This window comes from Pseudomonas luteola NBRC 103146 (assembly GCF_002091675.1).
In the GTDB taxonomy this organism is placed as follows: domain Bacteria; phylum Pseudomonadota; class Gammaproteobacteria; order Pseudomonadales; family Pseudomonadaceae; genus Chryseomonas; species Chryseomonas luteola.
The window spans coordinates 1-22,050 of the sequence record NZ_BDAE01000012.1 but is presented as its reverse complement, the minus strand read 5'-3'; the positions used below and the strand labels follow the sequence as shown (position 1 = coordinate 22,050).

General features: G+C 52.5%; 18 protein-coding genes and 1 pseudogene. 11 read left to right on the top strand and 8 right to left on the bottom strand.

The annotated features are described in order from the left end of the window. Positions 1-144 precede the first annotated feature (144 nt). Complete coding sequence (locus PLU01S_RS13970) at positions 145-1,161, top strand: hypothetical protein (protein WP_074825891.1); 1,017 nt, start codon at positions 145-147, stop codon at positions 1,159-1,161. Between the two features lie 86 nt (positions 1,162-1,247). Here the strand turns inward: PLU01S_RS13970 and PLU01S_RS13965 are convergent, their stop codons facing one another. After that, entirely contained in the window at positions 1,248-1,484 is a 237-nt protein-coding gene (locus PLU01S_RS13965; RefSeq protein WP_010799101.1) for a hypothetical protein, read from the bottom strand. A gap of 1,405 nt (positions 1,485-2,889) precedes the next feature. Here PLU01S_RS13965 and PLU01S_RS13960 point away from each other — a divergent pair. The 3 genes from PLU01S_RS13960 to PLU01S_RS13950 all read left to right on the top strand — a co-directional run bounded on the left by PLU01S_RS13960 (position 2,890) and on the right by PLU01S_RS13950 (position 6,903). Further along, the gene (locus PLU01S_RS13960; RefSeq protein WP_074825889.1) at positions 2,890-4,113 is read left to right on the top strand and encodes an MFS transporter; all 1,224 of its coding nucleotides are present in this window, start codon (positions 2,890-2,892) and stop codon (positions 4,111-4,113) included. Positions 4,114-4,522: 409 nt separating this feature from the next. Further along, positions 4,523-6,232 carry a cation:proton antiporter domain-containing protein gene (locus tag PLU01S_RS13955; protein ID WP_074825886.1) on the top strand — a complete coding sequence of 570 codons (1,710 nt, stop codon included), beginning with the start codon at positions 4,523-4,525 and terminating at the stop codon, positions 6,230-6,232. 407 nt (positions 6,233-6,639) lie between these two features. After that, positions 6,640-6,903 (top strand): PapB/FocB family fimbrial expression transcriptional regulator, encoded by a 264-nt coding sequence (locus PLU01S_RS13950; protein ID WP_010799106.1) that lies wholly within the window; start codon positions 6,640-6,642, stop codon positions 6,901-6,903. Between the two features lie 155 nt (positions 6,904-7,058). Here PLU01S_RS13950 and PLU01S_RS13945 read toward each other — a convergent pair whose 3' ends face one another. After that, positions 7,059-7,508 carry a PA2169 family four-helix-bundle protein gene (locus PLU01S_RS13945; protein WP_010799107.1) on the bottom strand — a complete coding sequence of 150 codons (450 nt, stop codon included), beginning with the start codon at positions 7,506-7,508 and terminating at the stop codon, positions 7,059-7,061. Positions 7,509-7,865: 357 nt separating this feature from the next. Beyond that, entirely contained in the window at positions 7,866-9,023 is a 1,158-nt protein-coding gene (locus PLU01S_RS13940) for an SDR family oxidoreductase (protein WP_074825884.1), read from the bottom strand. 617 nt (positions 9,024-9,640) lie between these two features. On the opposite strand from PLU01S_RS13940, the gene PLU01S_RS25730 reads away from it, so the two are divergent. Together PLU01S_RS25730 and PLU01S_RS13930 are read left to right on the top strand one after the other, a co-directional pair. Next, entirely contained in the window at positions 9,641-9,781 is a 141-nt protein-coding gene (locus tag PLU01S_RS25730; RefSeq protein WP_010799109.1) for a hypothetical protein, read from the top strand. Between the two features lie 920 nt (positions 9,782-10,701). Then, positions 10,702-11,049 (top strand): hypothetical protein, encoded by a 348-nt coding sequence (locus tag PLU01S_RS13930; protein WP_074825874.1) that lies wholly within the window; start codon positions 10,702-10,704, stop codon positions 11,047-11,049. 703 nt (positions 11,050-11,752) lie between these two features. On the opposite strand, the gene PLU01S_RS13920 is transcribed toward PLU01S_RS13930, so the two are convergent. From PLU01S_RS13920 to PLU01S_RS13905, 4 genes are all read right to left on the bottom strand, one after another. Beyond that, positions 11,753-12,121, bottom strand: coding sequence for a histone-like nucleoid-structuring protein, MvaT/MvaU family (locus PLU01S_RS13920; protein WP_010799111.1), 369 nt, complete (start codon positions 12,119-12,121; stop codon positions 11,753-11,755). Positions 12,122-12,750: 629 nt separating this feature from the next. Then, positions 12,751-14,976 carry a xanthine dehydrogenase family protein molybdopterin-binding subunit gene (locus PLU01S_RS13915; protein ID WP_074825872.1) on the bottom strand — a complete coding sequence of 742 codons (2,226 nt, stop codon included), beginning with the start codon at positions 14,974-14,976 and terminating at the stop codon, positions 12,751-12,753. Beyond that, on the bottom strand, positions 14,973-15,962 hold the full coding sequence (locus PLU01S_RS13910) for an FAD binding domain-containing protein (RefSeq protein ID WP_074825870.1): 990 nt from the start codon (positions 15,960-15,962) through the stop codon (positions 14,973-14,975). Before PLU01S_RS13910 ends, PLU01S_RS13915 begins: the two co-directional genes overlap by 4 nt. Further along, positions 15,962-16,582: a (2Fe-2S)-binding protein gene (locus PLU01S_RS13905; protein WP_074825869.1), complete on the bottom strand. Its 621-nt coding sequence runs from the start codon at positions 16,580-16,582 to the stop codon at positions 15,962-15,964. Before PLU01S_RS13905 ends, PLU01S_RS13910 begins: the two co-directional genes overlap by 1 nt. Here PLU01S_RS13905 and PLU01S_RS25725 point away from each other — a divergent pair. From PLU01S_RS25725 to PLU01S_RS13880, 5 genes are all read left to right on the top strand, one after another. After that, a complete protein-coding gene (locus PLU01S_RS25725; RefSeq protein ID WP_074825867.1) occupies positions 16,581-16,892 on the top strand; it encodes a hypothetical protein in 312 nt (103 codons plus the stop codon). The genes PLU01S_RS13905 and PLU01S_RS25725 overlap by 2 nt on opposite strands. 215 nt (positions 16,893-17,107) lie before the next feature. Further along, entirely contained in the window at positions 17,108-17,536 is a 429-nt protein-coding gene (locus PLU01S_RS13895; RefSeq protein ID WP_074825865.1) for a DUF2231 domain-containing protein, read from the top strand. Then, positions 17,533-18,828, top strand: a complete 1,296-nt coding sequence (locus PLU01S_RS13890) for a PQQ-dependent sugar dehydrogenase (protein WP_074825863.1) — start codon at positions 17,533-17,535, stop codon at positions 18,826-18,828. The genes PLU01S_RS13895 and PLU01S_RS13890 overlap by 4 nt, the downstream gene beginning before the upstream one ends. Before the next feature lie 295 nt (positions 18,829-19,123). After that, the gene (gene tcuC, locus PLU01S_RS13885; protein WP_074825860.1) at positions 19,124-20,419 is read left to right on the top strand and encodes an MFS transporter; all 1,296 of its coding nucleotides are present in this window, start codon (positions 19,124-19,126) and stop codon (positions 20,417-20,419) included. A 34-nt stretch (positions 20,420-20,453) separates the two neighbouring features. After that, positions 20,454-21,230 carry a substrate-binding domain-containing protein gene (locus tag PLU01S_RS13880; RefSeq protein WP_074825856.1) on the top strand — a complete coding sequence of 259 codons (777 nt, stop codon included), beginning with the start codon at positions 20,454-20,456 and terminating at the stop codon, positions 21,228-21,230. Here PLU01S_RS13880 and PLU01S_RS13875 read toward each other — a convergent pair. Further along, positions 21,227-22,050 (bottom strand): annotated as a pseudogene (locus PLU01S_RS13875) (LysR substrate-binding domain-containing protein); the annotation flags it as partial. The gene PLU01S_RS13880 and the pseudogene PLU01S_RS13875 sit on opposite strands and share 4 nt — an antisense overlap.

Sequence of the window (22,050 nt, the reverse complement as noted above, 5' to 3'; positions counted from 1 at the left end):
AGAAAAACGCTGGCTGCACCGTGAGCGGTTAGCGTTTCTCCTCTCCAGTTCGCGTACTGCCAAAGCTGTCAAGACGATTAAGTAGGAACCCGAAACTTAAATTGACCACACAGGCAATACCCTATTTGTTCTGTGGAGGCTGATATGTCAGTAAAAGTGCTTGGGCCCGCTGAGCCAGGTTTTAGCCTTGGCAGCAATGATTATGGCCCAACGCCTGGGCTCAACGGTGGCCTGGCTCAGCCATACGGCGGACAGGTTAATTTCGGTTCGCCTTCTGAGCTTGCCAGCCAGGGAAGGGAAATTACGTTCGGCAAGGCTGGGGCTGGTCATTCCCCAGGTGGCGCCAAGGGAGCTAGCGAAGAAGATTTGATGGCATTGGTGCGTGACCTGGTGCAGCAAATCCTTCAGATGATTGCGCAACGGTTACAGCAAAACCAGAACGACACGGGAGCATCCTCTCAGGGCCAAAGTAAGGGTAGGGAGGTAGGAAAAGCCACCGCACCAGCGGCTGGCAGTCCGGAACAACCTTCTGTAGCTTCTGGCCCTGCTGTAACTCCCAAAACTGACCCGCAAAAGGTAACGTCTGCAAACCCAGCCAGTAGTGACGGGCCCACTGCCGGTAGCGGTCCGCGTGCATTCAATATAACCAATACTCAGGACCATCCGATCAAAATAGGCCAATTCGATAAGAACGAGCAGTTGACCGCTGAGCTAACGCTTGAGCCAGGGCAGACAGGCGTTATGAGATTCGAGAACGATACCACCGGACTGCTCAAGCAGGCGGATGCAGACGGATATTACCGCCCTGATGCCAGCCGGCTGGAATTCTTCAACGGCTTTATCAATACCAGTGACATCGATGGCCGAAACGCTTCGATCCATGCCACGGATAACAAGGGATTCGAGATTGGTGATAACAAGAGTATTGCTGACGCTGCGCCCAGCAATATCGTTACAGCCGATTCTGCTGGTAACAAGACCATTGCTGGCTTCTACGATGGTTCGACAGAAACCATGAATAAAGGCGGCCAGTTCATGACCGAGAAGCTCGGTACAGGCATGACTTACATGCACCCTGATGATGATCGTCTGCCCACTGGCCAGAATCCGATGCGCCATACTGACTCGATGACATTGGATGTCACGTTTGGGAAGCCATAAATAAAGTCGGTGACGCACCGTGTGGCGATATACAAGTACAGGAAGCCCGAGATGCCTAGGGCTTTCGTTAAATCTTTTGGAGAGTGCTAGCGACGACGATTCAAATCTCTCAGGCCAAACCAGAGCACCGCCTGGGTGCTAAAGCCGATAATCAGGACAAAAAGCCCAACCGCCATGAACGTCCAATGAGATGAAGCGTAGCCCAAGCAAACAACGACCGCCGCTACGATGCCAATGAGCAAAGGGATGCGGCTGAACCAGAGAGCTTCGTGATGAACTCGGGATTCAAGCATGGCAATCATTTCTTCCCTGTTTCTGCGCATTGGTGTCTACCTGTTTTACTAATGCGGAATGTGGCTCCCATGAGTATAGTCAGCATTTGCATTAACGTAGGCTGTCTAGCCGTACGTTTTACCTTTACGACCCACGGTCTGATAGAACTTAGTGCCCGGCAGGCACAGTGCGGACACATGATGCTTTAAACACATGCTTTGGAGTGGAAGAAGCAACGCGGCCATATTCCATTACAGCATCGCAGCGGCGTCTTTCCTCGCTAGGGCACCCTAGAGCAAACGCTTTGTTGATTATCCCTCATCCTAAAGAGGACACAACGTTCTGTCTTTAAGGTAGGTCGTTCAATAACGGCATCTGAGAAATTGGGTTCCCGATACAGTAGAGTAACAGTTTGAGGCTCCGCGAGTAATAATTCACTTACGGATGGCGGGTCGCTCCTGTTGCTCCTGCTGGATAACCAATCTTGTATCCGAGCTGCGCAAGGCCGAACAGTGCATTCTGGTACGAGGGCCGATTTGAGGTTTATACAAGAGGTCATCTCCCGTTCAGCTGTTGATTAAAGGCGGCGTGTCTTAAAAGAACCTTGAAAACCTCATGCTGACCTACTCCTTTGTATCGATTATTTACTTACCTTTACCGTTTCTGACGAACTTCTCATCCCCTAATTGAGTATCTTTACCGTGCTAGCGGTCCTGCTAGTAAGTTGAAGCTAGGCCTTTAGCCTGGATGGACGTTGTACTGTCTTATTCCTCTCAGAACAGATATCCGTCCGGGCTATTTTTCAGCTCGCCTCTAATAGCCCGTGCTATTACAACGCTTCTACTTTGATATCGGCTCGGTATTTCTTGGTTCAGAAAAGGGTTGCAGTCTGACAAACAGCTATACCGTTTAGCCGGTCCTGTAGTGATACAGCGTTTTACGGCTGTCTATTAGAAGTGCTTTCAGAAATGGGTAATAGTTCTTTGCAGGAGGTGTGGCATGCGCATACAAAGCAGGTTGTTGCAGAGAATATTGAAGAAGATACAGGCTGGGATGTCGGCCTTGGGTAGTTTTGCCTTACTTGCCCTTTTTACGATAAATCACTGATGTGAGACCTGCTAAAAGAGGCTCAGCGTCTTGTAAAGTGATCCTTCATAAACGGCAGGATGGTAGCCTCAATCAATCCCAACTGATGTGCCTGTGATGGAGCGGCGTCGTGGCTCTGGTCCGGGTAACGTCTTGAGTACTGAATTGATCCGCCTCGCTGGTGCCAGTGAGGTCTTCCTGCCGGTCGTCTTTCATACTGGATAGCATGTGGCTTTTAAGGTGCCGTATTTGCCTTGCTTATAAGTAAACCGCAACCGGACCTGCACACTGTTTCGAATTGTATCTAGATACCATGCTTACGAAATGGCACAGTACGGTACCAAACAATGAGTATAACGAGTACCGTTCATGTCCGTGCCTACTGCCCAGGCTGACACTTCCATCCGTTCAGCCTCTGCCGCCAATCCCCTTGTGATGAGCATTGTTTTCTCTTGCGCGCTCGCGCACCTGATCAATGACCTTATCCAGTCGGTCCTCCCATCCATTTATCCCATGCTGAGGGAAAATTACGGTCTGACCTTTACCCAGGTAGGGCTGATTACGCTGACCTTTCAGGTCACAGCTTCTTTGCTACAGCCGTGGATTGGTTTCTATACGGATCGCCATCCAAAACCGTTTCTGCTTCCGGCTGGCGCTGTCTGTACATTGATAGGCATCCTGATGCTGGGGTTTGTCGATACCTTTTCGACCATACTGGTAGCCTCGGCGCTGATTGGGGTTGGCTCATCCACCTTTCATCCTGAGACCTCGCGGGTTGCCCGTCTGGCTTCCGGTGGCCGCTTTGGTCTGGCTCAGTCTACTTTCCAGGTAGGAGGCAACGCAGGAACCGCCGTAGGGCCATTGCTCGCTGCAGCGATCATCATCCCTTTCGGCCAATCCAATATCGTGTGGTTCGGCCTGTTCGGACTCTTTGCCATCGGCGTGCAATATCGGCTTAGCCTCTGGTATCGAGGGCACTTGAATACGGCGGGGAAAAAGAAGGGACGTGAAGCTACGCATGGGCTGTCTCGCCGCCAGATCACGGGAGCCTTGGTCGTCCTGGCCTTGCTGGTTTTCTCCAAATATATCTACATGGCCAGCATCACCAGCTATTTCACGTTTTATCTGATCGAGAAGTTTCACTTGTCGGTGGCCAGCTCCCAGCTGCATCTGTTCCTGTTTCTGGGCGCAGTGGCAGCAGGTACGTTCTTTGGTGGTCCCATTGGCGACAGGATCGGGCGCAAGGCGGTAATCTGGTTTTCCATTCTGGGGGCCGCGCCGTTTACGTTGGCCATGCCGTACGTTGATCTCTTCTGGACCAGCGTGTTGAGCGTGATTATTGGATTTATCCTGGCGTCGGCCTTTTCCGCCATTGTGGTCTATGCCCAAGAGCTGGTGCCCGGCAACGTAGGCATGATCGCCGGTGTATTCTTTGGGCTTATGTTCGGCTTTAGTGGTATTGCAGCCGCAGCGCTGGGCCATCTGGCGGACCTGCGTGGTATCGAGTACGTCTACACGCTGTGCTCATTCATGCCGCTCTTGGGGATTCTTACGATCTTTCTACCTTCTACCCAATCTAAACGCACGCATTGAGCCGACATCTAACGTACTCCAAGGGGCAATCTGCTTGCCTCTTGGAGTCGCTGAGTTTGTTCGCCCCTAACTAGAGGTCTCGGCTAACTTTTTATTGCTTTTCCTTTTGGAAATTCCTGTAGTCAAGATAACCACCAAAAGCAAACATGACAGCGCTCAAAATACCTATCGCAGCGTAGTTTGTTCCAATCTTCGTCTTTATAAGGAAGTAAAGGCCGCTCAAGCCTGAACCCGTACGCGGGCACGGAACCTTGCATTGTCCATCAAACTATTACCCATACCGAAAGGATGCCATTAACATCCTGTAATGAAAGGACATTTTTTTATCCAATCAGTAAGGGTGAATGAAAGTCCGGCCAGTTATGCTCATATCTAGCGGATGAATACTGGACACGTTAGAAGGAGTTCTATGGAGCACAACATTCCCCTTATTACGACGATTGCTGCGGGACTTGTTGTCGCGTTGATACTGGGCTTTTTGGCCGAAAAGATGCGAATACCCGCACTGATTGGTTATTTGTTGGCAGGCATTTTCATTGGCCCGTCCACACCCGGTTTTGTTGCTGACATGCACATCGCCTCGGAGCTTTCCGAGATTGGTGTGATGCTGCTGATGTTTGGCGTAGGGCTGCACTTTTCCATTGGTGACCTGCTTTCGGTCAAGCGCATCGCCATTCCTGGCGCTATCGTACAAATGAGTCTCGCCACGGTACTGGGCGCTGTACTGGCTCACTGGTGGGGCTGGAGCTGGGGTAACGGCCTTATCTTTGGTCTTTGCCTGTCGTGTGCCAGTACTGTCGTGCTGCTTAAAGCATTGGAGGCGCGCGGAGTGCTAGACAGCATGAACGGCCGTATTGCCGTCGGCTGGCTGGTCGTTGAAGATCTGGCAACCGTACTGGTGCTGGTACTGCTACCTCCACTGGCAGGCATGCTCGGTAGTACCAGCGAAGCATTGCCCGCGCAGGACGGGCTACTCTGGGTAACGCTTGGGAAAACCCTCCTGCAGATCGTTGCCTTCGTCGCGCTGATGCTCATTGCCGGACGCCGAGCGCTGCCATGGCTGCTCTGGCAAGTGGCGCGAACAGGCTCTCGCGAACTCTTCACGCTAGCGGTCGTCGCGATTGCCATCGGTATTGCCTTCGGTGCATCCAAGCTCTTTAATGTATCTTTTGCGTTGGGTGCTTTCTTTGCCGGTATGGTAATGAGGGAGTCCAAATTCAGCCATCGGGCTGCCGAAGAGTCCTTGCCATTGCGTGACGCCTTCTCGGTATTGTTCTTTGTATCCGTAGGGATGCTGTTCGACCCCATGATCCTGGTCCAGGAGCCGGTCCATGTGCTGGCCGTTGTGGCTATCATTGTGCTGGGAAAATCGCTGGCAGCGCTGGTTATCACATTGTCGCTACGCTATCCGCTCACTACCGGCATGACGGTAGCTGCGAGTCTTGCCCAGATAGGAGAGTTCTCTTTCATATTAGGCGGTCTCGGTTTGACGCTGGGGCTGCTAACGCAGGAGGGGATGAGCTTGGTATTGGCCGGTGCGCTCGTCTCGATTGCGATCAATCCGCTATTGTTTACCCTGATCGAGCCCGTACGCCGTTGGGTGCTGGCGCGCTCGTCGTTTGCACGCGAGCTTGAAAGTAGGCAGGACCCTTATGCTGAACTTCCCATGGATACGGACCGTAAATACCTGGAGCGCCAAATTGTTCTAGTTGGTTATGGACGAGTTGGGCGGCGGATAGCAAAGGTATTGGACGAACAGGGGATTCCTTACGTCATTGCTGAGCAGAACAGGGAAATGGTGGATCAGTTGCGTAAGGAAGGCAAAGCGGCTGTTTCCGGCGATGCTGCGGACCCTGCTGTGCTTATCCAGGCCCATATTGCCAAGGCCGCTATGCTGGTCATCGCAACTCCTGATCCACTCAACGCGCGCCAAATGGTAGAAACCGCCAAAACGTTAAATCCAGAAGTAGAGGTTGTCGTTCGCACTCACAGTGAGGATGAATCACAGCTCCTGCGGCGGGATGGAGTCGGTACGGTGTTCTTCGGGGAAGAGGAACTGGCGAAGGGCATGGCAAGTCATGTTTCAACTCGTTTTGTGGAGTTGATAGCTCATCGGTAACGGAGAGCGTATCCCAGACGAATCAAGTTTGAGGATTATGTACATAACCATTGTGGGCTAGTGAAGCAAGGCGTAGCTAATTACGCCTTGCTTCAACCTTACGTCACTGTTAGTGATGAGCGCTCAGACAAATTCCAACTCGGATAGCGCCGCTGTGATTTAAGGTATAGATCTCAGCTTGCAAGGCTATAAGCGGTTTACCAGGCCTCTAACCCGCATTGTGGCTTGAACATTCGATACACCAGAAGAGCAGAAACTGGAGGTTCCATCTGCTAAAAACAAGCTATACTATTGATAACCTATTAAGGTAACTCAGGTATAGTGGTATCTAGAGGCGACCTGCCTCTATCTCAACGATTACTCGCCTACCTGTTACACATACCTGTCATTAGACTGCTGAGAGAGCCATGCGCGCCCGTACATTGTCCTTCTTGAAACCTGGAGCACTTGAGCGTGAGCACTTTGACCTGTTACTGGAGGGTACTTCCATCCGGGGGGAACGGGTTATTCGCGCCTTGGAAGACTTTCTGATAAAAGGTGTACCCGTAACCGAGGCCTGTGAGAGTAATGGGGTAAACCGCAGCCAGTTCTACCGCAGGCTTTATGCCCTAGAAAGCGAGAGTGAACGAGCGAGACGCTTGAGCAAGTTTTATAACTACGCCAGTGATTGATACCCAGCCTCCCAGGTTACTGTTGAGCTGGCGGAGCGTAGATTAATGCTAGCAATTTTTGCTTGATATACGCGTCGTAGAAGGTGCTCATCACCGCTGAAAGCCGAGCCGAAAGAGAGCCTCTTGCAAGGCATCTCTTTGCGGCGCCTAAGGGCTTAGCTTGCTCGTGCAGCGTCTCTGAGTGCCTTGACCTGGTCATGGTTTCGTTGCACCCCTTGCAGCTGCCGCTCTACGACAGCGCGAACATCCGCAGGCAAATCCTTTTCAAGCGCCTGCTTGTAGCTCTTGAGAGCGACATCTTCGCCGCGCTCGCATTCATTTAAAATCGCTTCGTCACTCTTACCTGTAATTGACGATTTGATATCGACCCACTTGCGGTGGAGGGCGCCCGATACGCTGGCCTTTTGCTCCGGATCACCGCCTAGCTTGGTTACGAGTTGCTGAAGCTCGGTTGCAGCTGTGCTGCAATCCTGTGCGCGGGCTGCCATGGTTGACTTGAGTTTCGGATCCTTCAGGTCATCGGCGCATTCCTGAAACCCCTTGTAGCCATCCAGACAGGTTTCAATCAAGTCGTTCAGCTCAGAAATTACCGCTTTGTTATCCATAAAGATTACCTCCAGGCAGTTCAAATAGGTGTAGCCTGGTCTGTACGACGAGGCTATTTAGCTGACCCGTTCCGGTGTGGCTTCGTTCAATTCGTGATGGTTGAACAGCGGTTTTGGTGCAAAGGGAAGCTCTAAGCACTTGGTTATTTGAGCTGCACCAGGAGCGGATCAGCTACGGAGTGGGGCGCGTCCTCAACGGAGTCTAGGTGAGACATGAGCGCGCTACGTTATTGAATGGATGAGTTTAACGGCGTAGCAATTCTCTATCCGTTGTAGGCCCGATTTCGATCAATATGAAAATAAAGTAGGCGAGAGGTTATTACTCAAGTCCTCTCGCCTTAGTTCCGTCAGCCCTGATTACGCGGCCCTGGCAGTCGCCAGTAGGGACAGTTCCTTTTTCATCGCTGCAATTATGGCAGTCCATTCCAGCTCTTCGACATCAATAGGAAACTTGGCGAGAGCGTCCTGTGACATCCACTGCAACGGCCGACGTACCTGGGCATCGTTGAAAATGAAGCGGTTCTCCATCGCGAATCCATACGCTTCAACGATGACTCTATTAAGCTTTGCCTGTTTTTCATTCAGGTGAGCCAACGCCTCGTCAAACTCGTACTGATTCTCGAAATAGCTGATATGGCCAGCCATTTCAGCCACCTGACCCAATGTAGGAATATTGCGTGTAGCGGATGAACAATGGATAACCTGAAACAGGCTATTTGAAGGGTCTACGGCATTTGCCAATAACATATTGACGCAAATATCCACGGGGATCATGTCGTTGATCGCCGTTTTCATGGATACCGGGAAATGTTTAACGCCTCCAAGCGCAATGGATCGGATGAAAGCGGGCAGGGAGATGGAAAAATTGCAATAACCTTTACTTGGATAGGCCCAGGCGCCTGTGACTGAAGTAATGCGCGCGACCATAATAGGGAGGTGAGGGTAGCGCTGGTGTAATAGGCGTTCCATCAGATTCTTTGAATAGGCGTAAGCATTAGGCCATTCACTAAGCCTTGCGCTGCCTCCTTTCGTGACGATCTCTTCCAGTTCAGATTCCGCCGTTGAGTCCTGATAGATTCGTTCCTCAATATGCTCCGTCGCTGAGCGATTACATAGTGCCCAATAGCTGGATGTAACCAAAAATAGTGCACGTTTTTCAAAGGTAGCGACAAGCGTTGCACCCTGTAGAGCAGACAGCGTGTTGGCGTGTACCTGATCCTGTATGTCGGTATCCCAACGGGTATACGCAGCCAGGTGGAAAACAATGTCCACATCCTTCCTGATTTCCTGCAGCCAAGAGGTGGCAATGTCCCAATTTTCCTTCCTGATATCGCCCTTTATCCATACGACTCGTTTGTCATGAGCATAAGCTTGAGAAGGAGGCGTTGTATGATAAAGGCAGTAAATCCGACCGACACCTTCGAGTTTTTCCAACAGGGTCTTGAGCAACATCGAACCAATAAAGCCCGTAGCGCCGGTGATCAGTACATTCTTTCCTTCGTAAGCCTTGTCCACTAATGTTCTCCACATGGGTTTATTACAGGACAAGTGGCCAGGAGTTACCATGTTGCTTTAAGCACATGAACTGCCTGCGCCTGACCGCAAGTCAGCACATCCACACTTTAGACTCGTCGCATGAAGCCTTTATGAAAGGCCTGAGATAGAGCGACAGGAACTGCTTGTGTAGGTTTTACACCACAGCCTCATTAAGCCTTAAATACAAAAGCTAGGAATAGCTTTAGCCAGTGAGTTACCTTTTTAGAAAACCTCTGATTTGCTCAATTCTTCTTATCAGCATTTGTGAACCGGCAAACGGATAATGCAAGAGGGGGACAATCAGTCACGGAAGGGACTTAAAAGTGGCTTTAAGCGCTGGCCAAAAGCCAAATAGAAAATCTGATAGCAGAGTCATGACCCTATTTGACGACTTTAAAGTCAGTCGCAGGTAAGCCTTAGCTGCTTACTCGTACAGGTTCCGATCAAAGGCTACGTAACTTATTTTTTCAGCAAGGCAACTTTTTAATTTGGCTCTGTCCTACCATTTAGCGGCCAGTCACTAATTACCTATCTATTGAACGTAGGGATAGCAAAAGTCGCCAAGGGAATGGATAACATCAATAGAGGTGAGAATAATGACAACTACCCTCCAGCAGCGCCGTGAACAGTTGAATGCTCTAATGGAAGAGTCGCGGGCCAAGGCAAAAGCCTTGGGAATCCACTTTGACTTCAGGAAAGCGAGGCTCGCGGCGCGTAGCGTTGTGTTGGGTAAGTAAAAGGCAACATGGTTTAAAAGCCTGGCCGCGATGCGGTAAAGACTGTCCGTTTCGTATCGCAAGAAATGCTGGTGCAGGTTATTCAGATAACCTGCACCACGCTTCGACACAAACCTGACGATCAGTGCGTTAAGGTTAGGGCATTGCGTTGAGTAGGTATGGCTAAGCAGTTCGTTTGAGTAAATCTATTCATCACGAACCAGCCGTGCAGTATGTTCAGGTGCTTCTGCTTTAAACGAACGCCTCTCTGCTTGTCGCTATAGACACGTTTCGTTCCGGTTGAGTGAGGTAATTTACTACAGGAGGAGGGCTCCTCTTGCATGATGGATAATCCCCTTATACAGTCTGCGCACCTCGCGAACGTTCTCCCTAGACAGAAATAATGAAGATGACAAGGAAGGTTATCCGTCAAACGCGCCCAGCGTGTTATCCGTCACATGACGTCTAATAATAGTTAGGCTTTAGGATGCATCAGAAAAATATCGCTCATCTCATTGCTGCGGCCCTTCAGTGCAGCACCGATGACCTACTACCTTTAAATCCGCATTTGATCGTAACGCTAAGTAGCGATGCTAAGCCCATTCACTGGGTCAGCGTATACGGTAACATCGTTGACTTTGCCTATAGCTCAGAGCGGCCGCCCAACGCCTTCGCACAGCAAGTATTTGCCGCACTGCCCTCATGGCAGCTCGTTGACTGGTCGCCTGGGCGGCTAGCCACGCTGGAGTTTAATAGCATCCAAATCCAAAGTTTGTCTGAAGCGATTTCGCTATATTTCAGAGCGGTGCACGAAGAAGCAAGCTATTCGATTAGCTCCAGCGTTAAGCCTGTCGGTCGAGCCTAACCAGTGTTCAAGGTCGTTCGCTTCGCTCACTGGGACTGGCTGAAGCTCGCCCTTTAGCCAAAATATTAGAGATTTTATGCTTAGCGACCGTACGCTTGGTTTTTTGGAAGGCTTAGCAGCCGCTTCTAGTACCGTATATCAAGAAGGCGGTCTTCTGTTTACCTTCAAGTTCGCTCACCAACAGGCGCATAGAGGTTTGGATGAGTCTTCAAGTGTGCGCTGCTTAGGCTTAAGCGATGAGGCTATCGAAGAATTGGCGCGTTTCTTCCAAGGCTCGCTTGGTCAGTACACTAAAGAAAAACCATCTCGAAACGCACTAGCAGTTGCCAATGCTTTAATTGAGCACCTTCAGCATGATCTCCAATTCCAATTTGCTGCTCTTCAGGTTGAGGACGAAGATTATGGAATGAAGGTCCAGATCTAAATGATTCAGCAGGCCAAAAACAATCTCTATTGTCTAGAACTTTGGTGGTCTGTCGATTAGGTTCTAATAGCGTTCAAATTGTTCTGTGCTCATTAGGACGAGCTACGTCCATCTTTGAAGCCGCTAGTGCTATATCTATTTCGAACCATACTACTGCCGTGCCTGGGGGCTTGATGCCTCACCGCGCAGAGTCACACATATTGAAAATAGTTGAACGCCATTACTACCGGATCGAAGAGGGAATAACCGAATCGACAGCTTGCGCAACATCATTCAGGATCCACGTGTAGCACTACTTTTTCTTCTCCCTGGTGTAGGCGAGACCCTTCGTGTAAACGGGGCAGCTAAAATCACTCTTTAGCCTGATCTTCTTTCGCGTTTTGCTGTAAACAACCAGGCACCCAAAACAGTAATCCGGGGCAGCGTTAACGCTGTCTACTTTCAGTGCAGTAGATTTATTATTCGCTCTGGGCTTTGGGACGATGCCAGCCATATCGGCCGGGCCACATTACCAACGCCAGGTCAGATATTAAAAGTGTTATCCAGGTCGGAAATTGATGGCGATGTCTATGACCGTGCGTTGCCTGGCCGGCTTGCGAAAATACCTTGTATTAACCCCTCTTTGCTCTAGCAGTAGCACTATAGGGCGTTACGGCCGCCTACTCTGCAGGTTGCTGAATAGGCAGCCGTATAAGCGTGGTACTTACTGAAGCCAGCCTTCAACCACGTCAGCACCATGCTCAGCCTTCCAGGCTTTGAGCGTCTTGTGGTTGCCGCCCTTGGTCTCGATCACTTCGCCTGTTTCAGGGTGCTTGTAACGCTTGACGGAGCGTGCACGGCGGGGCGCCTTTTCTGGGTGCGCAACCAAGCCACGTGGTTTGCGAGAATAACCCGGATCAATAATGGCAATAATGTCGCCCAGGTTTTTGCCATAATCGCTCATCAGTGTTTGAAGCTTGGATTCAAACTCGATTTCACGCTGTAGAGATTCATCGTTTTTGAGAGATTCGAGTAGCTGTAGCTGGGCCTTTAATTGTTCTTCGGCAGCACGAAATTCTGCAAGCTTGGACATAAATACCTTAACGTTTATGATGTGAAAGTTTCACCCGGATACGCCTTAGCCGGCACGTCTGGATGACTTAAAATATAATAAGAAGCTGGTGCTAGTCTACGCGATTAATGTGGTCAAAAGTATAGGCGTTCAAACTTAAGTAACCGGCTTGCTCACCTGATTAATGAACATCTTTTTGAAGCAAGTCACTAAAACACGGATCAGCGACCCGTTTCAGGCGACAGCTGATTACTCAATAGCGCCTGCTACTGTTTCCCAGCTGCTTTGAAGTCGATAGTGTGTTATCAGGGTAGATTAGTTATTTTTAGGCAAAAATAACATCATCAAGTAGGGCGCGGAGTCGTCTATTTAAAGCCTATGGTCTAAGACTACCTTAAAAGCAACCGCGGTGTATCGCATACTTTCAGCAATGATTGCACATAGCTTTAGTAAGACGTGAGTCTAAGGTAAAGTTTGATTGTCTCGCCAGAGAGCCGTGCGCACTGATGATAAAGAATGCCGCCTATTTATTACCACCTTAACGGGTACGAGATAGAAGGTTTTTGGTATTGATGGCAAGAGCTGATCCGACTGCGTACAGGAAATATCTTATTTCGTAACCCCGGCGCCCATCCCTGGGCCGCGGCGACTCATACAGCCTGGGGAACCTCATCCATCAGCTTGTCCAGCGTGATCGGCAAGTCGCGGATGCGTTTGCCGGTAGCGTGATACACCGCGTTGGCAATGGCAGCCGCCAACCCTGTAATACCAATTTCACCGATACCGCGAGCACCAAACTCGTTGAGGGCATAGTCAGGATAATCAAGCAGTACCACGTCCAGTTCCGGCGGCTGGTCGGCATGTACCGGCACCATGTACTCGGCGTAGTCATTGTTGGTGGGCATGGCGTTGCGCTCGTCGTAACTGGTAGCCTCGAACATTGCCATGCCAATAGCCATTACGATCGCACCCTCCACCTGATTCGCGGCGGCTTTGGCGTTGATGACCTGCCCGACATCTATCGCACTGACCACCCGCGATACACGCAGACGAGAGATACCCGGGTCCCACCGTACTTCCACGAAATGAGCACCAAAGGAGCGGATCGAAACATCACTTTTATCCGCTGTCTCGGTTCGGGCTTCGCCTTCCGCACTGCTCAAACGCCGTGTGGTAAGCAGGTGGGCAAAATCCAGCGCTTCGCCATCCTTGACCAGCCGGCCATTAGCGAACTCCAAGGCTTTGGGGTCGGCACCCTTGAATGGCCCGTCCTCTATAGCAAAGCTCTTTAGTTGCTCAATAGCGTCCCGGGTAGCCTCCGCCACGGCGGGTAGAACGCTGGCGGTTGCCCAGGAGCCGCCAGAAACGGGGCCGGGCGGAAAGGATGAGTCACCCAACTGTACAGTGATCTTTTCCAGTGGCAGGCCGGTGATCTTGCTCACGGCCTGGGCAACGATGGTATAGGTGCCGGTCCCGATATCCTGCGCGCCACAAGTGACGTAAGCCGTCCCATCGGCACGCAGTGATACTCGGGCCTCACAGGCGCAGCGCATGGCATCCCAGTTACAGGCCGCCAGGCCATAGCCGATTACCTCATGGCCGTCTCGCATCGAGCCGGGTTCTGGGGTTCGCTTGTCCCAACCAAATTTGGCTGCGGCCTTCTCGAAGGCTTCCTGAAGGTGATTACTGGACCAAGGCATGTCTTTGCTTTCGTCCCGAGTCGAAGCATTGAGTTTGCGAAATGCCAGCGGGTCCATGCCAATGGCCTCCGCCATTTCATCCATGGCTGACTCCAGTGCGAACAGACCCGGTGCAGCGCCCGGTGCACGCATGGACGTAGGCGTACCGTGGTTGACCTGCAAGGTCGCATGGGTAACAGCCAAGTTAGCGCAGCTATAGAGACTCTTGGTCACGCTACCGCAGCTCTCGGTGTTCTGGTCAGTAAAGGACGTGCTGTTGACCGATTCATGTCGTACCGACAGTAGCTTTCCCTGGTCGTCCGTGGCGAGCCGCAGTCGTTGCTCGGTGGCTGGACGATGGCCGGTGGTAGTAAACATCTGTGGACGTGGCACCACAAACTGTACGGGACGACCTACAAGTCGCGCGACAGCGCAAGTGGCAGGGGAGTGCGGCCACGCCCAGAGCTTGCTGCCAAAGCCCGAACCTATAAAGGGCGATTGCAGTTCAACCTTGTCTGGACTCAAACCAAAGATACGGGCTAAGGTGTTGCGGTGCACGATTACCGACTGCGTGGATTCATACACGAATAATCGATCACCTTCCCAATAGGCGGTCGTGGCGTGCATCTCCATTGGGTTATGGGTTTCGACAGGTGTGGTATACGTGAAATCGATGCGATGGGCTGCCTTGTCAAAACTAGCCTGTGGGTCTCCGCGTGAGTAATCCGAGCCGGCAGTTTTGGGCGACTGCTCCTTTTTTGCTTGCGCGAGTGTGGCTAAGGCGGGCTCTTCCTTATACTCAACCTTGACCCTGTAGGCCGCTGCGCGGGCTTGTTCAAAGGAGTCGGCTACCACCATGGCCACGAACTGACCGGCGTAATAAACGCGGTCGTCCTCGAACGGCAGACGGCTTTCATCAACCTTCACAAGCCGGTCAATCTTAGCTGGGTTCAGCTTCATCTTGGGTGGGCGATAGAGTTCAGTGAAATGGCCGTGGTGGAAGATCCCGAGTACGCCCGGCATGCGCTGAGCCTCATCGGTATCGATACGGGTGACACGGCCGCTGGCGATGGTGCTGTAGACGCCATAGGCATACGCCATGCGTTTAAGTCCATGATCGGCAGTGTATTGGGCATGGCCGGTGACCTTGAGTCGCCCGTCGACTCGCCTGGGACCCGCGCCGATGATGTCGTTCATGCCATACCTCCGGTAAGTGTCTGCAGGTTACGTACGATGGCCTGCTGAGCCAGGGGAATTTTGTAGGCGTTGTGCCGATAAGGCGTGGCACCCTGTAGCGCTAGCTGCGCTGCACGGCGGAAGGTCTCGTCATTGGCGGGCTGACCGCGTAATGACTGTTCCGCTTCATGGGCTCGCCAGGGCTTGGTGCCGACGCCTCCCAGCGCAATACGCGCGTCGGTGATGCGATCACCCTGCATCTGCACGATGACAGCGCTCGACGCCAGCGCGAACTGATAGGAGGCGCGATCGCGCAGTTTCAGGTAGCCCGAACGGCTGTTGGCCAGTGGTGGTGCAAGCGTGATGTCAGTAATCAGTTCGCCAGGAGCGAGGGCGTGTTCACGTTCGGGGGTATCACCGGGCAGCAGATGGAAATCGAGGAAGTCGATCGTCCGCTCACCCTTGGGACCTTGTACATGAACAGTCGCACCAATAGCCGCCATCGCCACGCACATGTCAGATGGATGCATGGCGATGCAGTGCTGGCTGGTGCCCAGGACAGCATGGACCGAGCGATGGTCACCCTCGATCGCCGAGCAACCGCTGCCGGGCTTGCGCTTGTTGCAGGGCGAAACGTTGTCGCGAAAGTAGTGGCAGCGCACCCGTTGCATGACGTTACCAGCGGTGGTGGCCTTGTTACGTAATTGTGTCGTAGCGCCTGCTAACAGTGCCTGAGACAGCACGGGATAGGCCTGGACAATGTAATTGTCTTGAGCCAACGTTGTATTGGTGACCAGGGCACCGATACGCACGCTGCCATCGTCCTGGCGCTCCAGTCTGTTGAGGCCTACACGGTTGATGTCCACCAGCCGTTCGGGCTGCATAACGTCAAGCTTCACGAGATCAAGGAGCGTGGTGCCGCCAGCCAGGTACATCGCCTGGTCTGACTGGCCAGCCTTTAGCGCTTGCTCGGTGCTGGTTGCACCATCAAATTGAAAGCTACGCATCAGCTGGCCCCCTTCACCTTGCCGCGGGCCGACTGTATGGCCGCAAGAATGTTTTTGTAGGCACCGCAGCGGCAGATATTGCCGCTCATGGCTTCGCGGACGCTGGAATCGTCGCTGCCAATGGAAGGGTCATTCAGGATCGCCACGGCACTCATGATCTGCCCGGAAGTGCAATAGCCACACTGATAAGCGTCGTGTTCCCAGAAAGCTTCCTGGACCGGATGTAGCTTGCCGTCTTTTTCTAGACCTTCAATAGTGGTGATCTCATCACCGTCATGGCTGGCAGCCAGCGACAGGCAGGAATTCACTGCCGTCCCGTTCACATGCAGGGTGCAGGCACCACATTGACCGTGGTCACACCCTTTCTTGGTACCGGTCAGCTGCAGACGGTCACGCAGTACATCAAGCAGTATGGCGTTAGCAGGAACATTAAGTGTGTGAGCCTGGCCGTTCACCTTCAGGGTGATCCTTTGCTCGCCAGGTTGTAGAGGTTGCTGGGTATCGTCGACAGGTGCGGCCTGAATGGCCTGAACCCAAACTGGAGCCGAGGCGACGGCTAGGCTGGATACACCCACAGACTTAAGAAAGCTGCGGCGGTTGGGGGATATCGAGTCGCTCATGGAAGTCCTCATCGTTGGGACGTTCCGTCTCGCCACAAGACTTGACCCGCTCGAAAACGGCCGCGCATGCCTGATACATGCGTTATCCATTTGCCGACGGGGCTGGCTCGCAGCGATCACGGGCACGCCCATTCAGGAGTGGTCACGGGCGGCTCACCGCTTCTGCGTCAGCAAGGCCGCTTTAGACGGACCGCCTTCAGGACAGAAAGGTCCGGCAATAGTCATACGTTTTCCGACCATTGATTACAGGATGTGTGTTTCGAAACTTGCGATGAAGCAGGCCGTGCAGAACATCCTTCTTGTTGTATAGGTCGCTTCCTTCTGCTGGAGCATGTCGAAGGGTCGGATCGGCAGAAGCCCCGGCGTAGAGCGCCTTCAGAGGTTTCAATATGTTTCATTCAATGGGCAGCCGTGAACTAACACATAAGCGCTGCGTTCCTTTGCTATGGCATCGCCGGCAGGCACCTGACCACCGGTACACCTGCATACGGCTTTTGCAAGACATAACAGAGAAAAGGAGCTCCCGTGACCACTGCACTTCATCCGACCTATAGAGTTACACCCGGTCCGCTGCATGCAATACTGCTTGCCGGAACCGTGCCGCTGTTTCTTGGCGCACTGCTCAGCGACATTGCCTATTCCAAGACATACCAGATCCAGTGGAACAACTTTGCGTCCTGGCTGATTGTCGGAGGTGAACTCTTCTGCGGGCTGGCGCTATTGTTCGCGCTGGTCAATCTGATCCGCGCTGATCATAAGGGCAGGCGGCCGTTGATGTATTTCCTGCTCCTGCTGATTACCTGGATACTAGGGCTGGTTAATGCCTTCGAGCATGCAAAGGATGCCTGGGCGTCGATGCCCATGGGGCTGTCTCTCTCGGTTGTCGTAACGTTGCTTAGCGTTGTTGCAGCCTGGATCGGCCTGACCAACCTGCGCTCAGGAGGTGCAAGATGAGAAATTCGAATGCACTGACGATACTGAGCATGGCGGTAATGCTAAGCGCGTGTGGCGGTGGCGAGGGAGAAGCCACCCAATCACACGGTGGTGATCCAAAGCTACCTAATCCCGAGCGCGGCCTGCTACCGAGTATGAAGATTGCTGATCCAGCACCCTGGGGCGATAAAAAGCCAAAAGTGCCTGAGGGTTACGACGTCAGAGCGATCGCAACGGATCTTAAAATCCCACGGCAAACCCTTGTACTACCCAACGGGGACATCCTGGTGGCGGAAGGCCGGGGCGGTAACGCAGCGAAACTCAAGCCAAAAGATGTTATTGCCGGGGTCATCAAGGCGGAAGGCAATACTAAGGTAAAGGGGGGCAATCGCCTTACATTACTGCGCGATGCAAACGGTGACGGTACCTACGAGATTCAAGAGGTTTTTGCCGAGAACCTAAACGCACCGTACGGTCTGGCTTTGTTTGAAGGTAAGCTGTACGTGGCCAATCAGGATGCGCTGGTGCGCTTCGACTATGTGGATGGTCAAACCAAGGCCAGCGGTCCACCGACCAAGATTACCGATCTGCCTGCGGAAATTAACCATCACTGGACCAAATCGCTGGCGGTCAGTCCGGATGGTCGTTTTCTCTACGTGGGCATCGGCTCCAACAGCAATATTACCGAGCGCGGCATGGAAGCCGAGGTAGATCGCGCAATGGTCTGGCAAGTCAACGCTGAAACGGGCGCTCACAAACCCTATGCGACCGGTCTGCGTAACCCGACAGCATTGACCATTCAGCCGGAGACGGGGCAATTATGGGCCGTGGTGAACGAACGGGATGAGCTGGGCCCTGATCTGGTTCCGGATTACCTGACCTCGGTTCGTGAGGGCCAATTCTATGGCTGGCCCTACAGTTATTGGGGCAAGAACGTCGATCCTCGAGTGAAGCCAGAGAATCCGCAAAAGGTTGCTTCTGCCATCGCGCCAGATTACGCGCTGGGCTCCCATGTCGCCGCGCTGGGTGTGGATTTCTCAATACCGGAAATGGGTGACAAGTTTGCCAATGGCGTATTTGTTGGCGAGCACGGCAGCTGGAACCGAAAGAATCCGGTCGGTTACAAGGTGGTCTTCGTACCATTCAGCAACGGACGCCCGTCTGGTGATCCTGTTGATTTTGCAACAGGGTTCCGTGGAGATGACGGGAAAACCCGTGGCCGTCCGGTGGGCGTAACGGTCGATCCACGCGGTGCGCTCATCATCGCTGATGATCTGGCTAACACCGTATGGCGGGTGACGCGGACGCAGTAGTTGGTTCTGCGCAGGACGGTCCTATAGGGCCGTCCGTACCCACCAAGGAAATATCAGGGGCAGTCAGCGGATACGTCTCGTTATCTATCCTTTATCTACCACTCTGATCCTCTGACGCATCGCATTAGCAGGTAATGCACTGTTAAAGATGTGTGCTCCAGTGCAATGTCATTAATGTAGTGTACGCATTAGTCGATCACTAATATGCACTTATCAAATCAATATTTTTTCTCCACTCTTCTTGTTACAAAAAGACATATGCCTTCTGCATATGAGACAAGACGTGGAGTGTTCTATGGTTCCTGCTCATGGTCACAGTGCCGCTTCTGGCTCAAAGATTGGTGCAATATTCCGCGTGACGTCGGGCAACTTTCTTGAGCAGTTTGATTTCTTCCTGTTTGGCTTCTACGCCACTTATATCGCCAAGGCCTTCTTTCCAGCTAGCAGCGAATTTGCCTCTCTGATGATGACCTTTGCAGTTTTTGGCGCTGGCTTTCTAATGCGCCCTCTGGGGGCTGTAATTTTGGGTGCATACATCGATCAGGTAGGGCGTCGCAAGGGCTTGATCGTAACCCTTTCGATTATGGCTGCCGGGACCTTCTTGATCGTCTTGGTGCCGGGTTATGACAGCATAGGGTTCTGGGCCCCCTTGCTCGTGCTAGCTGGCCGTCTACTCCAGGGCTTTTCCGCAGGTGCCGAACTGGGTGGTGTATCGGTCTATCTGGCCGAGATTGCGACTCCAGGTAAAAAGGGGTTCTATACAAGTTGGCAGTCAGGCAGCCAGCAGGTTGCCATCGTAGTAGCCGCGGCTTTAGGTTTTGGACTCAACCACTGGCTTTCCGAGTCTGCAATTGCCGATTGGGGCTGGCGCATCCCGTTTCTGCTGGGCTGTTTGATCGTTCCGTTTATCTTCGTGTTACGACGCAAGCTTGAGGAAACTCAGGAGTTCAACACCCGCCGTCATCATCCTGCAATGCACGAGGTTTTAAGGACTCTGCTGGATAACTGGACGGTAGTAGTAGCTGGCATGCTGATGGTCGCCATGACCACCACGGCTTTCTATCTGATTACCGTTTATGCGCCTACGTTTGGCAAGACGGTACTCAAGCTAAGTGCCTCGGACAGCTTGCTGGTAACGCTGCTCGTCGCCGTCTCAAATTTTATCTGGCTGCCTATTGGCGGGGCGCTATCCGATAGGTTCGGGCGCAAGCCATTACTCATTGCGATGACTGCACTTGCTATCGTGACCACGTATCCAGCCCTGTCATATCTGGCGGATGCGCCCAGCTTTGGGCTTATGTTAGGCGTTCTGCTGTGGCTGTCGTTTCTTTATGGCTTATATAACGGCGCCATGATTCCTGCGTTAACCGAAATTATGCCGGTTGAGGTCAGGGTGGCAGGCTTTTCGCTGGCATATAGCTTGGCTACCGCTGTGTTTGGAGGATTTACCCCAGCCATTTCAACTGCTCTGATCCAAGCGACGGGCGATAGGGCCGCGCCTGGTTACTGGATGAGTTTTGCAGCTATCTGCGCACTGTTGGCGACGTGCTACCTGTATCGCCGCAGCTCCCTGCAGCTGCAGACCGCCTGAAACACCCCTGTATCGTCTATAAGCGAGAATAATCATGACGGCATTTATCAAGAGAAGTGTGTTCGCAGTAGCTCTGCTGGGATATAGCCTAGTGGGAACGGCTCAGGCAGCAGATCTAAAGGTAATGATATCCGGTGGGTTTACTGCCGCCTATCAACAGTTGGCACCAGAATTTGCCGCCCAGCGCGGGGATACTTTACAAACGAGCCGCGGTCCTTCGATGGGCAAGTCTCCCGAGGCTATTCCAAATCGCCTGGCAAGAGGTGAACAGGCCGATGTAGTCATCATGGTCGGATATGCTCTTGATGAGCTGATCAAACAGGGCAAGATTCAGGAGAACTCTCGAGTTGAGCTGGCCGATTCCCGTATAGGTGCAGTGGTTCGAAAGGGCTCCCCCAAGCTTGAGATCGATACCGTGGAAAAGCTGAAAGCCTCACTGCTGAAGGCCGACTCTATCGCGTATTCTGATAGCGCCAGTGGTGTATACATTCAAAATCAGCTGTTCAAGAAACTCGGTATTGAAACCCAGGTAAAACCGAAGGCAAAGATGATTGAAAAGGATCCGGTAGGTTCCATGGTTGCCAGGGGAGATTACCAACTGGGGTTTCAACAGGTGAGTGAGCTATTGCCTGTGCCTGGCGTAACCTTTATAGGGAAAATTCCTGAATCGGTTCAGTCGGTTACCCGTTTTGCAGGTGCTATTCCCAAAGGCGCAGCGCATCCAGAGGAGGCTAGAGCATTGCTGCAATACCTCTCATCCAAGGAGGTTCAGCAGCAGGTCCGCTCGACGGGGTTGGATTCAGTACCTTAAGCCGGCCTGTTTGACGGCTGCGCTTTCATATCGATAAGCAGCTTTTCCAAAGCGGCTGCGGCTGGAGAAAGGGCGCGGCCGCGCCGTTTGATAATACCTACGTGACGTTCCACAACCGGATCAATAAGCGGCACACTGGTGAGAACCGGATGATGGCCAGCCGGCAGGGCCATGGCAGGGACCGCTGCAATGCCAAGTCCTGCTTCAACCATACCCAGCATGGTCGTCACATGACGGGTCTCACAAATACTAAGACGCTCCGGTGCAATATGAGCAAGTGCTTGGTCCAGCAGAAAACGATTACCTGATGTCTTGTCGACTACAATGTAGTCGTAGCGATAGAACTCATCCCAACGTACCGCTTTTTTCCCTGCCAGCGCATGATCACACCGACAGGCCGCGACATAAGACTCCTGTACCAGTCATTCAAACTCTACGTCCTGATCGAGATTGCCGGAAAAGCTTAGGCCTAGATCAGCCTCACCGCTGATAACAGCCGCAGATACCTTGTTGGCACTGGTGTCAATTAGCTTTATGCGTACCTTGGGATAGATAGCATGGTAGCGGGCGATAACACTTGGCATGAAGTAATATGCCGCAGAAGGAACGCAGGCCACGGTTACCCGCCCCGTACGGTTGGAAGCCACTTCGCTTATTCCTAGCAGCGCATCATCCAGGTCATTGAGGAGGCGTTCGGCCCGCGGTGCAAATGCCCGACCTACCATGGTAAGGCTTACTCGTCGTGTGGTTCGCTCGAACAGCTTTACCCCGAGCGCCCCCTCCAGTTTATCGATGCGACGGCTCAAAGCCGGTTGAGAGA